We start from the raw sequence: 13,366 nt of genomic DNA on the forward strand, positions 1-13,366 counted from the left end.
TCCTAATTTCAGCTTCGTAAAGCGATGAATTTCTTTAATAAATTCATATTTACTTCTTGTTCTATGTACAATTGTTCCGCTTCTTCAAGCGTAATTTTCTCAAAAGAAACATAGTCCCCCGGCTTTAGCTGGGCAAGAAGAGGTAAATCTACTGAAATGATATTTCCCATTCTCGGATAGCCACCTGTCGTTTGCCTATCTGCCATTAATATAATCGGCTGTCCACCATTAGGAACTTGAATGGTTCCAAATGTAACAGGACTCGATAAAATCTCTTTTTCTTCATTCCTATTTAAAACCTCTCCCTCAACCCTATAGCCCATACGGTCAGCATAATTAGATACCTTATACTCTTTCGTAAAAAATGCCTTTCTACTTTCTTCTGTAAATTGATCGTATTCAAAGTCAGTTATGACACGAAGCTTTGGATGTTTCTTATACTTTGGTAGTACGCTGTTGCTAATTGCCCATTTCGTTTTTATTCTCGCATCTTTTTGTAAGTCTAGAATGAAACGACTCGCCATTTCTGGTTGTGCACCAATTTGGAAGTAGTCACCCTTTTTCAGCATTCTTCCTTCTATACCACCAATCGCAGCACGTATGTACGTACTTTTGCTTCCCATTGTACGCTCAATATATATACCACCCGCAAAAGTTACATACGCTCTGCAACCACTTTTCACTTTTCCAAAACAAAGCATACTACCTTCTTCCGCTAAAATGGGACGCCATAACGGGATACGTTCTCCATTCAATAACGGCTCCATATCTGCTCCGCCAATCGCAAGTAAAGTCGTTTTCTTTATTAACAATTTAGGTCCCATAATCGTCATTTCGAGTCCCGCTTCATTCTCTTCATTACCAACTAACATATTGATCATCCGAAGTGCACTTTGATCCATCACCCCGCCAACTGGCACACCGTATTGTTGATAATGAGATCGCCCTAAATCTTGGACTGTTGTAAACATTCCCGCATGCAAAACCTCTACATCCATTTTTTAGCCCCCTCAAGCGATACGTACTCTTCCTTCGTTATTGGAATAAATCGTAAATACATACCACTTTGAATATATGTTGGTATTTCTTCTTCCGGATTAAATAATGAAATAGGAGTTCGGCCGATAATATTCCATCCTCCTGGTGTTTCAAGCGGATATATACCTGTTTGATTTCCGCCAATACCTACTGAACCAGGAGAGATTTGTAACCGTGGTGTTTCTTTTCTAGGTGTTTCTAATTCTTTTGAAAGTCCTCCTAAATACGGGAACCCTGGTGTAAAACCTAGCATATATACAAAATATGTAGTTTCACTATGTATTCGAATCACATCTTCTACTTGTAAACCGTGATAATGCGCGACTTCTTCTAAATCAGGTCCATATTCTCCCCCGTAGCACACTGGTATAGAAATATGTTTCACATCCTGTTTTACTTCTTCTTTATAAGAATCACACAGCTCCTTTATATACTGGCGAACGTAATCATGTGACCTTTCACTTCTCTCATTTCCCTTCCATACTTCGTATACATTGTAGTAAACAGCTAATGAAGTAAACGACGGAACGCACTCTATCATTCCTGCAAACGGATGTTGCTGCAGTGCTTGAAATAACCGCTGTACTTTCTCATATATATCCCTCTTAATTTCTTCACCAAATGTAACAATAATTGCTTGATCCCCTAACGCAGAAAATTTCATCCTACTCCCTCTTTCTATGCCAAAAAGCCGAGTTCTTTCGAAATGCGATGCGCTGTTTCTTTCACCTTCGCAATAAAATATGAAATGTTACTTTCGTTGTACTCAATTGCTAATCCCGAAATACTAATGCCTGCTACAACCGTTCCATCGCTCGCGAAAATGGGTGCTGCTATCGCGGCTGTATGATTTTCTAACTCAGAATAACTAATGGTGTAGCCTTCCTTTTTTGCCATTTGCAACACTTCTAACAATTGTTTCTTATCCACGATTGTTCCATCTGCAAACTGTTTTAAATCCACTTCCTCTATGTATCTCCGTTTCTCTTCCTCAGAGAAATACGATAGTAAAATTCTTGGACATGCGCCAGCATAAAGCGGTGCTCTTCTTCCAACCGCCGTATACACGCGTACCGGCTGAACACCTTCCATTTTTTCAACATAAATTGCGTCATTTCCATCCTGAATTATTAAATTAACTGCCTGTCCTAAACTATCTCTAAGTTCTTTCATATAAGGAATTGCTATATTTCTTACTGATAATCGGTGTGAAACAAGTTGACCGAACCGTAAAAATACGACCCCTAAACGATATTTCCCCTTTTCGTTTTTTTGTAAAAACTCCATCTCTTCCAACGAACCAATTAAACGATAAACAGATGTTTTCGGCATATTTGTAAGCTGAACCATCTCAGTTAAACTTAGCTCTTCATGCTCATAAAACAACTCTAAAATATCCATTGTCTTAACTGCCGTTTTATTTATACTCATTCTATCTCCCTTTCGTTCCGAATTACGGAACTTAAATTCCGTTTTTCGAAACAAACATATAATTTAAAATTATAAAATATTCTTTCAATTCAATCAATAGATTTTAAGCAAATAAAAAAGTATGGAAGAATATCTCTCCCATACTTCACCACACTTTATAACGCTCTTACTTGTTCCAACGGCCAGAAAACAGCTTGTCCTTTTCCGACAATTTCATCTTCTGAAATAAAGCCAAACATGCGACCATCCTTAGAAACTTCACGATTATCCCCTAAAACAAATACTTGGCCTTCTGGCACTTTCGTTTTCCCAGTGATTTGTTCTAACGTAAAGTCTGGAGTTAATACACGGCCTACTGCTTTTTCTTTAAACTGTTTTAAATATGGTTCTTCCATCGCTTTTCCGTTTACATATAAAACATCATTTTTATACTCAACTGTATCGCCTGGCAAACCAATTACTCGTTTTACTAAATCGTATCCTTCTTTCCCGTGGAAGACGATAATATCAAAGCGATCTAATCCACTTATACTATAACCAATCTTATTCACGAGAACTCTTTCGTTATTTTTTAAAGTGGGCATCATTGATTCACCTTGTACTAAAGAAGGTGTAAATAAAACACCGCGAATAATAGCAATTAATACAAGGGTAAAACCTATCGTTTTAGCCCAAGAGAATAATTCTTTCTTCGTATTTTCCTTCATCGTTTCTCCTCTTTCTTAAGCACTTATTTTATTATTTCAACTAATTCTTGTACTAAATTAGGATCTATTTCAGAAAAACATGATTTTCCTTCTCTTACCGCTGTACCGACATGCGCCTGCGTGATTCCAGTTTCATCTAGCAATCGCTTTATATTTTCTTTCGTCACGCCAGCTCCAGCTACAAGCTGAATTTGACCATCACTTACCTTTTGCATTTCTGTAAGCACCGGAATATTCTCTACTATATTTCCTTGTCCACCTGAAGTTAAAACGTGAGTCACTTTATGAAACTTCTTTAAAGTGCTCATCGCTTCTACTGGATTTTTTATATCATCTATCGCACGGTGGTACGTTACATTTATTCCATCTACAACAGATAGTAAATCCGCTAATTTCTCTTCATCCACTTCATTTCGTTCGTTTAATACGCCTAATACTACACCAGCTGCTCCTAACTTCTGTGCAACTATAATATCTTCTTCCATCATTTCAATTTCTTCTTCCGTATATGTAAAAGACTTCGCATGCGGACGAATCATAACATGAATTGGTATACTTACCACTTCTACCGCTTTTTTTATAAAAGCATAACTCGGTGTTAAACCACCTTCTGTATAAGATGAAATTAATTCAATCCGCTTCCCGCCAGCACTTTCAATTCGTTTTACATCTTCTAAACATGTTGCAATAACCTCTAGCATGAGATGACCTCTTTTCGTGCTTTTTTCTTATTATAACATTAGTAAAAATAAGAAGCCTAGCTTTCTCCTTTAAAACTTAAAAAAGAAGAATGAAAAGAAAGATTTTTTATTGGCAACGATTATTGGTAACATCCTATTATTCATGTACACTCCTACCATAATGAAAAAAACCGTCATTTTGACGGATTTTTCTAATTTCAAGCTTTTCTTTCCTCAGTTTTCAGATCAATGCCTAATTGATCTTCCAATAACTTTACACCTTTCTTTGTAAGATGGACAGCTCGGTTCTTATCCGTTTTCGTAATCCATCCCTGTTCAAAAAGCAGTTTTGCAATTGCAGACCCTAACCAACCAGAAATATGGTAACACCGTTCACTCCAATCAAGGCAAGGTTTTGCAAATACCCTCCTTTTTGTATCTGCCTCATCAACATTTATTCCAAAATTCAGAAACCATTTCTTACCTTGTTCCGTTACAATGTATTCTCCACCCTCTAAAATTATAAATTGCCTATCTAGTAATTTTTCAGTTATCTCTACACCGAGTTTGCCTGCAAGATGATCATAACAAGTTCGAGCATAACGAATTTGTTTTAGTTGGATTGATTGTTTTAAAGAGCGAACTTGAACTGTTGGTGCAATTGTCCCTAACTTTTCAAGCACTTCGGCAACTTCTTGATTAGCAAGTCGATAGTAACGATGTCTACCATGTTGTTCAACTGTAAGTAAATTCCCTTCTACTAATTTAGAAAGATGCGAACTAATTGTTGGATGTGACACTTTTGCCATATAAGCCAATTCACTAGCAGGTAGTGCCTGATTATTCATTAGACAATCTAAGATGATTGCTCTTGTAGGTTCAGCAATTAGTTTAGCTATATATGAGATATTCGGATATACATTCATATTTCGATGATACCCTAACTATTAAATTGATACAATTATTTTAAGTTTAATAGTAAAGGAGAATGTATTATGAATGCAATTGATCTTAGTATATTAAATTTAAAAGAAACGAGAAGGCGCTCAGAAAAATTATGGAATTCTCTTCCCGATAATTTTCTTAATTGGAAGCCTGATCCTGAGGCTATGTCCTTTGGTGAAATGATTCGTCACGTATGGAGCTCAACTTTTTACTATCATATGATTATAAAAAACAACGGCTCAATAAACGACATACGTACCCCGTATGATGACGAGCCAATTACTTGTGTAAAAAAAGAAATTGAATTAGCACAATCATGTTTTGCCGATTTCATAGAATATGTTCAATCAATAAGCATAGCAGAGCTAAATACAAGACTTATTGATCGAAGCGATGTTGGCTATCAACGATATTTAGGCGATATGCTATTACGAATTGCCTATCATGATGCGGTCCATGCAGGTCAATTTTTACAATATTTACGAATGGTAAACTTAGAAAGGCCATTAATTTGGGATTAAATACGAAAAATGTTTATACAGCCTCCAAACTGGCATTACAATAAGAATTTTTCAACAAGACACAATCAAAAAAACATGATAATCATTTATATTAAAAACCTACATCTCAACCAAGTGCTTCATACATATAAAAAGCATGGGTTTGATTAGTAATCAAACCCATGCTTTAAAAACTATGACCGAAACGCCGCATCCGCAAGCATAGATAGTGTTGCATCATCCATCGGCGGATTATGCAGTCCTGCTCTAACGTTTAAATAGTAACGGTGAAGCGGATTTTTTTCTGATAAACTTTTTGCCCCTACGATGCGCATTGATTTATCCACTATGGATATCGCCGCATTTGTTACGGCGTATTTCACTGCCGCTAATTCTGCTTGCAGTGACAGTTTATCTTCTGCCTCATCGTATTTTTTCGCAATTTGATATAAAAAGACGCGAGCTTGCATAAGCTCGAGTTCTAATTCTCCAACTAATCTTCTAACATTCGGTAATAAACTAATAGAATGGTTTAAACTATTTGGTTTGTATGATCCCGCAAACTGAACTGCATAATTTCTTGCTGATTGTGCAATTCCTAAATAACATGCTGGTATATGTAGCAACCAGCCAATACCCTTTTGTTTCACTTTCCCGCCTTTTACATCCGTAAAAAAGCGGTTGTCTATCTCTACATTTTGTAAGACAAGGTCGTGGCTAGCAGTCCCTCGCATTGCAACGCTATCCCACGTTTCTTCAATAGATACACCGAGTGTATTTCTTGGAATAACAAACTCACCAACTTCTTCACGGCCTTCCATACTTGCTGAAATAATAAAATAATCAAGTACTGGCGCCATCGTTGTAAAAGTTTTTCTTCCATTTATAACCCACTTCTCGCCTTGTTGAACCGCTATTGTTTCTGGTTTGCCGCCACGCGTCGGACTCCCTGTTTTCGGTTCTGTTGCTGCCCTGTTAAAGAGCGCACCATTACGTACTTCTTCGCAAAACCATTTGAACATCTCATCATTCCAAGAGCGATTTTCCGCTAGCTCCTTCACAATGCCAAGATGCCAGCCAATCGATAATGCAGTAGCTCCACAGCCTTCCGCGATTTTCTCTTGAAATAAAACGAAGTCATATAAAGAAATGGCACTACCACCAAATTCCTTCGGTAACGTTAATTTCGTATATCCGATATCTTTCAAATCATTTATATTTTCATACGGAAATGATCCTAATTCACTTAGCTGATGCTCCCTTTCCATGAACTTCGGAATCAATTTATTTATTTTCTCAATAATTAAAGACTGTTCTTCTGTTTCAACAAATGAGAGTGCCATACTATAATCTCCTTTATGCTCGATTCATAAACCGTTCATTTTGTCATTATGATTATATGAAGCTACCTCTCTATTGTTTCACTATTCCGATAAAAATACAATGTTTTTGACTAATAAGAAAAGTTCCTATTTAAGGATAGATCCTTTTCTTATATTAGTCCCCCTTCAATGCTTTTAACGGCAAAGAGGTTACATATCCAATATACGAGAATAATTCTTTAAAGAAGAATGGTATTTCTGTATCTAACGTTTTATATGCTGATGTCGGCGTTGGTGAAGCATACGCTTCAATATTAATATGTTTTGCGATTCTCATTGCGCGTTTCATATGAAGTGGATCACTTACAATCGTGTATGTTTGTATGCCGTTCTCTATTCCAACTTGCTTCGCATTTTTTAAATTTTCTTCAGTGAAAAGGGATTTAGTTTCAATTAAAATATCTTCCTCTTTTACACCTTGTTTCATTGCATATACTCTTGCAGTACGTGCTTCCTCAAGTTCTGCCTCGAACTTTGTACCACCTGTAAAAATAATCTTTTTAATATTTCCGTTCTTATATAAAGAAATCGCATGATTAATTCTTTCTTTAAATACAGGAGATGGTTTTCCGTTCCATGAAGCTGCTCCTAGTACGATACCAGCATCCGTTTTCACGTCATCATTTGCTTTAAAACGATAACTCCAAATATCGTAAGCTGCATAACTTACATATAAAATAGCAGAACAAATCATTAGTAAAAATACTTGAAAGATTCGTCTTTTCTTACTCTTCTTATTTTCTTTCATTTGTAATTGCCTCCGTACATCATCCATACTTCTATAAAAAACATTTATATCAAATCGTTTTGTTTGAGTTTATTTAAAAGAAGGAACTTTACTTGTTATTTATGTATAAAAGGGTTTTCATTTAAAATTGAGGATTATCAATTCATTTTCATTTGCGGTTTTCATTACATTTTTTAAATTCATAAGTTTATTACCATACAACTACATTGTAACGAATTTTTTCTCAGAAGGGAACGATGAAACAAAAGGAATTAAAATAAAGTAGCATTTTGTAAGAAAAAAGGTATATTTTTCATATCTCACGAACAATATACCTTTCAAAACACGAATTATAACTTTTCTTTATACAACTCTAATTTTTCTAACAATTTTTCTTTTACGCTTGGCCATTCACTCGAGATAATACTGTACACCACCGCATCTCTCACATAACCATTCGGTAATTTTCTTTCATTTCGAAGCACACCCTCTTTTACTGCGCCTAACCTTTCAATTGCTCGTTGTGCTTTTTCATTTCTTGCATCCGTCTTAATTTGCACTCTCAGCATATGCAATTTTTCAAAAGCATACTGAAGAAGCATATACTTACACTCTGTATTTATACTCGTACGTTGCACACTCGGATGATACCACGTTTGCCCTAACTCAACTGTCTTATCTTCTACTGAAATATTATATAAACGTGTACTTCCTACAATCTTATTCGACTGTTGATCTACGACTATGAAAGGTATTTGAGTACCTCTTCCGTAACCCTTTATCGCTTTTTGAACGTATTGTTGCATATCTTGCACACTATCCATTTTAGAGATTAAATACGCCCAAATATCCCGATTTCCTTCTACAATCGAAAACAAAGTTTCGACATCAGTATTATCCATTAACCGCAACTTTGCTCTTTCGTGAATAATTTCCATTTTTAAGCCCCCTTTGTTGTTACTATATCATAAGAATCAAAAACGTATTATAAGAATAAAAAAATATAAAGAAAAGAATTCTTTTCAAATATATTCTTCTCGTATAAGGTAGGAAGACTCATCAGTAACCATTAAAAAAAGAATTTTTTGATAATTTCCAATAAATTCTATATAATGATAAACGGGAGGGGATAAAAAATGCTAGATCAAATTACTTGGGGAACGCCAGGCAGCTTATTATGCTTAGGATTCTTTTTTGCGGGACTAGGAATCTTCTTAAGAAGCGTTACGTCATATACGAAAAATAAATAAGAATATCCCGCTTTTAAACAAAAGAAGCCCTCTTTTTACAGACGGCTTCTTTTGTTTAACTTTATCTTATTAAAACTTCAAAGCAACAAATAAGCAATCGGCGTAATAATAAGCAACGTTAAAATCGTTCTCTGCACATATAAAATAATGAGTTCAGATACTTTTAACGGAATATCTGTTGATAATATACAAGGAATGGAAGCGGAGAAAAACAGTATAGATGATACGGAAACAACTGCAATGACAAACTTTGTCACAAGTGGTGCACTTACTACTAATAATGACGGTAAAAACATTTCTGCAATACCAACTGATGCAGCTTTAGCAGCTAAGTCTGCTTCCGGTAATTGTAATAGCCATGTAAACGGATAGAAAATATAACTGATCCAATCAAATATTGGCGTAAACTTCGCTAAGACGATACCAATTAATCCTACTGACATAATGGATGGTAAAATTCCCATTGTCATAATAAATCCGTCTTTTAAATTCATTGCAATATTTTTCATAATGCTCGGTGCAGACTTTGATACTTCTAACGCATCTTCCCAAGCACGTTCTAACATTTTCTCTTTATAAACAGGCTCTGGGAACCCTTCTTCTGTTACATATGTATCTGGTTTTCTACTAAGGGGCGGGATTCTTACGGTGATAGCAGTCACGATGAATGTTACAACAAGTGTAGTCCAAAAATAAACATTCCATAAATGCATAATATCTAATGTTTTTGCGATGATGATCATAAATGTAGCGGATACTGTAGAAAATCCTGTAGCGATAATCGCCGCTTCTTTTGTCGTATACTTTCCTTCTTTATACACGCGATTCGTAATAAGGAGAGCAAGCGAATAACTTCCAACGAAAGACGCAACTGCATCGATTGCCGATCTCCCCGGCGTATTCCATAATGGCCTCATAATCGGACGACAAAATGTACCGATAAATTCAAGCAATCCATATCCGACTAATAACGCTAAAAACGCCGAGCCAATTGGAACGAGCAAACTTACTGATATGACTAGCTTCTCATATAAAAACGGTCCAACATCTGGCGCAAAGAACCAATCTGGTCCTACTTTTAAACAATATAATATGCCAAAAACAACGCCAACTACTTTTAAAATAGAAAAACAAATGTCTACGATAGATGCATTCCATTTCTTCGTATAAAATGGATAAATCGCACCAATTGCCATAACAAATAATGCATAATAAGGTACTATGCCAGGAACCAAAGCCCTAATCCACGATACGATATGATCAATCATAATAGACGATGCACCGTTTATCGTAACAGGAACGAAAAACATAAACACTCCAACGAGACTAGCAAGTATAAATCGAAGAATAATCCCCTTCTCTCGCCCTGTCTTAATTACATTACTCTTTAATTCAATTTCCCTCAAAATTCGACACCTCCTATTATCTAAATATTCTGTATAGTTATGTCGTATTCCTTCTTTCCGTTTCTACTATTTAATCATATGAAAAAGCCTATTTTAAAATAGGCTTTTCTATTACCCTTTATAATCATCCACAATCACTTGCGTGATACGATACGATTCTTCTGCTACTTTTTCATTACTATCCCTATTCGCATCATATGTAATTAACGCCTTCCAAAGTGCCCATCCTCTCGCTCTATTCCACGTTTCTTCATCCATGCGTAATACTTCTTTAAATACATTTCTACTATTTTCATCAAAAAACGTCCACGCCATCGCTGCATCACAAGCAGGATCTCCTACACCTAAAATACCAAAATCAATTACAGCACAAAGCTTTCCATCTTTAACGAGTAAATTCCCTGGCGCTACATCTCCATGAACCCAAACTGGCTTACGATCCCATGTCGAACTAAGTGCTACATTCCAAAGGTGCTTTAATAATGCCTCGTCAAAAACATCCTTATTATTTTCAATAGCAACTCTCGCCTCTTCATCATATACAGATATAAGTCCGCCTCGGTAAAAATTATGTGTTCCAGCTAAAGGTCCGTTACTCGCATTAATAGATTGCAATTCTACTAAAAAAGATCCTAAGTCCGCCGCAAATTCATTTAAATCCCGAACGTTTTGTTTCGTAACTGTTTCTCCCTCTATCCACTTATTAATAGACCAAGGCAATGGATACGCTTCAGACGGATTTCCTTTCGCAAGTGGGGTAGAAATCAGTAAAGAAAGCCCCTTACTTAATATAGGAAGCCAACTATTTTCTTTCTCTACTTGCGGTGCATATGCCACATCACTTGGCAATCTTACGCTCATCTCATCCCCTAAGTGAAACGTCCTATTATCATGCCCACTAAACTTTACAGGTCTCACTTCTAAATGGGCCCATTCAGGAAACTGTTCCTGTATTAACTTTTCAACTAAACTTACGTTAATTGGATGCATTCACATTCTCCTTTTCTTTTGAAACTTACTAAGCCCATCCGTACTTCCAACATATTCAAAACTATTTTTCTTATAAAAATCATTCAACGTACGATTATGCCCCACGCAATCTAACTTCAAATATTCTTTATCACATTGCACATTCTCTTCTACCCACCGTAAAATCCATTCTCCTATTCCATTTCCCTTATACTTCCGTTTCACCGCAAATCTATGAATATATAATGAATTAGAAACTTCCTCTTTACCAAAAATATGTTCATCCCATTCATTTTGTTTAGGAGAAACTGTAACCGTACCAACTATTTCATCTTCTTTCAGAACAACATATGTATATTTCTCTCTTATACATTCTAGTATTTCAGCCGTAGCTTCCTCTCCTAAAAGATACTGCCACTGATCCACTTCTTTATATTGTAGCCATTGTGCTACCTCTTTTAATAAAAGGATAATACTATCACTTTTATTTTCAGTAGCAATTCGAATTGCATATTCTTTACTTATATTTCTCTCCATATTGCCTTTCCCCTCGTAGAATATAGTTTAGATCAGTATTTCTGCTTTCTAATTACCCTGATTTTAAAAAAAATAGATAACAAGATTCCTTACGGAATTTGTTTCGATATTATTGAATTTCCCAGATACAATGGATGTATGGAAAGGATCCATCGGGAATTTGCTCATTTCCCCTGTAGCTCTGTCTACGATAAAAAGTCTGTTACCCGAGCCATTGCTATCACTACCAACACACTAGCTGTTTCGATAACTGATTGGGCTTTTGGATAGTAGTTCAAAAGGTAGCCCCCAAAAGTTGTCATTGTATTCTCGTAGGCGAGGTTGTGGTTACGCAATGAGCTTCTGGGAAATCCCATAGTATCGAAGCATATTCCAAATAACCAATGAAAGGAGGTCCTTCCAAATGAACTTATTTGTCGGATTAGATGTCAGCTCTGAGAAACTAGATGTGTGCTTTTTATCAGACGATAACCAATTGACAATTCTTCTTGAAGCGAGTCTCGGAAATGACGTGAAAGGCGCTCATCAAATTAAACAAAAAATTTTAGAATTTCAAAATGTGTACTCGTTTTCTCAAATCGTCATAGGCATGGAGTCAACTTCTATGTACAGCTTTCATCCTGCTACATTTTTTAATGAGGATCGAGAATTAAAGCGTATAAATACCGTCGTTACCATCGAAAATCCTTTTCGCATCAAGCAATTCAGTCGAATATTTGATGAAGATAAAACAGATAAAAATGATGCGATGCGAATCGCTGACTTTTTAAGAATCCAAAGATTCACTACGTCTCCCATTAAAGAAGAGAAATATATGGCTCTTCAACGTTTAACTCGCACACGTTACCAATTAATTGGACAACTTGTAGAAACGAAACAACATTTTCTCGAAAATTTAACTTACAAATGCAACACGCTCACGCGTGAGTTAAAGAATAGCGAAACTCCTTCTTCTGTATTTGGAGCTACCTTAATCGCTTTAATGACAGAAGATTATGGGTTAGAAGAATTAGCTCAAATGCCTTTAACAGATTTCGCCTCTTTGCTTCAAGAAAAAGGTAACGGCCGGTTTAAAAATCCAGAAGGATTAGCGAAAACGATTCAACGAGCCATTACTATGTCTTATCGTTTAGGAGAAGTCGCTCAAGAATCCATCAATATTATCCTGAGTATTCTTGCTCGCGAAATTCGTGCACTCGAAGCCAGTATCAAAGACCTTGATAAGGCAATTGAACAGCTCGTAATGGTCCTACCAGAATACCAATGCTTGACGAGTATTCCTGGTGTTGGAAAAGTGTATGCTGCTGGATTACTAGCTGAGATCGGACAAATCCAACGATTTGAAGACCAAACGAAACTAGCTAAATATGCCGGATTAAGCTGGAAAATCAAGCAATCTGGAAATTATCAGTCTGAAAATACGCCCTTAACCAAACAAGGCAATCGTTATCTTCGCTATTACTTAGTTGAGGCTGCCAATTCAGTAAGAAGATATTTGCCTGAATATCAAGCATTTTATCAAAAGAAATACAAAGAAACACCCAAACATCAACACAAAAGAGCCATCGTCTTAACCGCAAGAAAATTTGTGCGTCTGGTGGATACGCTACTACGTAACCATCAACTCTACACGCCACCAAGGAGCGTGATAGAAAAATAACACTTTGTTATTGACGCAATCTTGGAAACGGCCCGAAAAAATTTCATTTTTGGTCGGGTCTATTTCCGTATGCTGAAAAAATCGCACCTAGAAAAAATCAGTCTTGTTTTACTCTTGACTTATTACCACTAGAC

14 protein-coding genes are annotated in these 13,366 nt (G+C 36.2%); 2 read left to right on the forward strand and 12 right to left on the reverse strand.

The genetic code is table 11. The annotated features are described in order from the left end of the window. Window positions 1–8: 8 nt before the first annotated feature. The 6 genes from V6946_RS16075 to V6946_RS16100 all read right to left on the reverse strand — a co-directional run bounded on the left by V6946_RS16075 (window position 9) and on the right by V6946_RS16100 (window position 4,782). A complete protein-coding gene (locus V6946_RS16075) occupies window positions 9–998 on the reverse strand; it encodes a biotin-dependent carboxyltransferase family protein (protein ID WP_006927775.1) in 990 nt (329 codons plus the stop codon). Beyond that, window positions 989–1,702: a 5-oxoprolinase subunit PxpB gene (gene pxpB / locus V6946_RS16080; protein ID WP_000672280.1), complete on the reverse strand. Its 714-nt coding sequence runs from the start codon at window positions 1,700–1,702 to the stop codon at window positions 989–991. The genes V6946_RS16075 and pxpB overlap by 10 nt, the downstream gene beginning before the upstream one ends. Window positions 1,703–1,716: 14 nt before the next feature. Beyond that, window positions 1,717–2,469 carry an IclR family transcriptional regulator gene (locus tag V6946_RS16085; RefSeq protein WP_000026361.1) on the reverse strand — a complete coding sequence of 251 codons (753 nt, stop codon included), beginning with the start codon at window positions 2,467–2,469 and terminating at the stop codon, window positions 1,717–1,719. A gap of 155 nt (window positions 2,470–2,624) precedes the next feature. Continuing rightward, a complete protein-coding gene (gene lepB, locus V6946_RS16090; protein WP_000662501.1) occupies window positions 2,625–3,176 on the reverse strand; it encodes a signal peptidase I in 552 nt (183 codons plus the stop codon). A gap of 23 nt (window positions 3,177–3,199) precedes the next feature. Further along, window positions 3,200–3,877, reverse strand: a complete 678-nt coding sequence (locus V6946_RS16095; protein WP_006927773.1) for a copper homeostasis protein CutC — start codon at window positions 3,875–3,877, stop codon at window positions 3,200–3,202. 197 nt (window positions 3,878–4,074) lie between these two features. Further along, a complete protein-coding gene (locus V6946_RS16100; RefSeq protein WP_366981724.1) occupies window positions 4,075–4,782 on the reverse strand; it encodes a helix-turn-helix transcriptional regulator in 708 nt (235 codons plus the stop codon). A 69-nt stretch (window positions 4,783–4,851) separates the two neighbouring features. Between V6946_RS16100 and V6946_RS16105 the strand changes: the two genes are divergently transcribed. Beyond that, entirely contained in the window at window positions 4,852–5,322 is a 471-nt protein-coding gene (locus tag V6946_RS16105; RefSeq protein WP_006927766.1) for a DinB family protein, read from the forward strand. Between the two features lie 173 nt (window positions 5,323–5,495). Here V6946_RS16105 and V6946_RS16110 read toward each other — a convergent pair whose 3' ends face one another. From V6946_RS16110 to V6946_RS16135, 6 genes are all read right to left on the reverse strand, one after another. Continuing rightward, complete coding sequence (locus V6946_RS16110; protein ID WP_001218366.1) at window positions 5,496–6,644, reverse strand: acyl-CoA dehydrogenase family protein; 1,149 nt, start codon at window positions 6,642–6,644, stop codon at window positions 5,496–5,498. Between the two features lie 154 nt (window positions 6,645–6,798). Then, a complete protein-coding gene (locus tag V6946_RS16115; protein ID WP_000662215.1) occupies window positions 6,799–7,431 on the reverse strand; it encodes a YdcF family protein in 633 nt (210 codons plus the stop codon). A 329-nt stretch (window positions 7,432–7,760) separates the two neighbouring features. Then, window positions 7,761–8,348: a GNAT family N-acetyltransferase gene (locus tag V6946_RS16120; protein ID WP_000402586.1), complete on the reverse strand. Its 588-nt coding sequence runs from the start codon at window positions 8,346–8,348 to the stop codon at window positions 7,761–7,763. Window positions 8,349–8,737: 389 nt separating this feature from the next. Next, entirely contained in the window at window positions 8,738–10,066 is a 1,329-nt protein-coding gene (locus tag V6946_RS16125; RefSeq protein WP_001206771.1) for a YjiH family protein, read from the reverse strand. Window positions 10,067–10,177: 111 nt separating this feature from the next. After that, window positions 10,178–11,056 carry an aminoglycoside phosphotransferase family protein gene (locus tag V6946_RS16130; RefSeq protein WP_000553380.1) on the reverse strand — a complete coding sequence of 293 codons (879 nt, stop codon included), beginning with the start codon at window positions 11,054–11,056 and terminating at the stop codon, window positions 10,178–10,180. Further along, window positions 11,057–11,572: a GNAT family N-acetyltransferase gene (locus V6946_RS16135; RefSeq protein ID WP_006916817.1), complete on the reverse strand. Its 516-nt coding sequence runs from the start codon at window positions 11,570–11,572 to the stop codon at window positions 11,057–11,059. It lies immediately after the preceding gene. 403 nt (window positions 11,573–11,975) lie between these two features. Here V6946_RS16135 and V6946_RS16140 point away from each other — a divergent pair, with 403 nt between their 5' ends. Then, complete coding sequence (locus V6946_RS16140; RefSeq protein WP_256426878.1) at window positions 11,976–13,232, forward strand: IS110 family transposase; 1,257 nt, start codon at window positions 11,976–11,978, stop codon at window positions 13,230–13,232. Window positions 13,233–13,366 lie beyond the last annotated feature (134 nt).

Origin of the sequence: Bacillus sp. PPSBB_2 (assembly GCF_045291115.1) — a bacterium.
GTDB lineage: Bacteria > Bacillota > Bacilli > Bacillales > Bacillaceae_G > Bacillus_A > Bacillus_A cereus.

Coding starts and splice junctions, on each gene's coding strand:
- V6946_RS16115 (WP_000662215.1), bottom strand. CDS start 7,431: ATGAAAGAAAATAAGAAGAGTAAGAAAAGACGAATCTTTCAAGTATTT.
- V6946_RS16110 (WP_001218366.1), bottom strand. CDS start 6,644: ATGGCACTCTCATTTGTTGAAACAGAAGAACAGTCTTTAATTATTGAG.
- V6946_RS16120 (WP_000402586.1), bottom strand. CDS start 8,348: ATGGAAATTATTCACGAAAGAGCAAAGTTGCGGTTAATGGATAATACT.
- V6946_RS16085 (WP_000026361.1), bottom strand. CDS start 2,469: ATGAGTATAAATAAAACGGCAGTTAAGACAATGGATATTTTAGAGTTG.
- V6946_RS16140 (WP_256426878.1), top strand. CDS start 11,976: ATGAACTTATTTGTCGGATTAGATGTCAGCTCTGAGAAACTAGATGTG.
- lepB (WP_000662501.1), bottom strand. CDS start 3,176: ATGAAGGAAAATACGAAGAAAGAATTATTCTCTTGGGCTAAAACGATA.
- V6946_RS16130 (WP_000553380.1), bottom strand. CDS start 11,056: ATGCATCCAATTAACGTAAGTTTAGTTGAAAAGTTAATACAGGAACAG.
- pxpB (WP_000672280.1), bottom strand. CDS start 1,702: ATGAAATTTTCTGCGTTAGGGGATCAAGCAATTATTGTTACATTTGGT.
- V6946_RS16095 (WP_006927773.1), bottom strand. CDS start 3,877: ATGCTAGAGGTTATTGCAACATGTTTAGAAGATGTAAAACGAATTGAA.
- V6946_RS16135 (WP_006916817.1), bottom strand. CDS start 11,572: ATGGAGAGAAATATAAGTAAAGAATATGCAATTCGAATTGCTACTGAA.
- V6946_RS16105 (WP_006927766.1), top strand. CDS start 4,852: ATGAATGCAATTGATCTTAGTATATTAAATTTAAAAGAAACGAGAAGG.
- V6946_RS16075 (WP_006927775.1), bottom strand. CDS start 998: ATGGATGTAGAGGTTTTGCATGCGGGAATGTTTACAACAGTCCAAGAT.
- V6946_RS16100 (WP_366981724.1), bottom strand. CDS start 4,782: ATGAATGTATATCCGAATATCTCATATATAGCTAAACTAATTGCTGAA.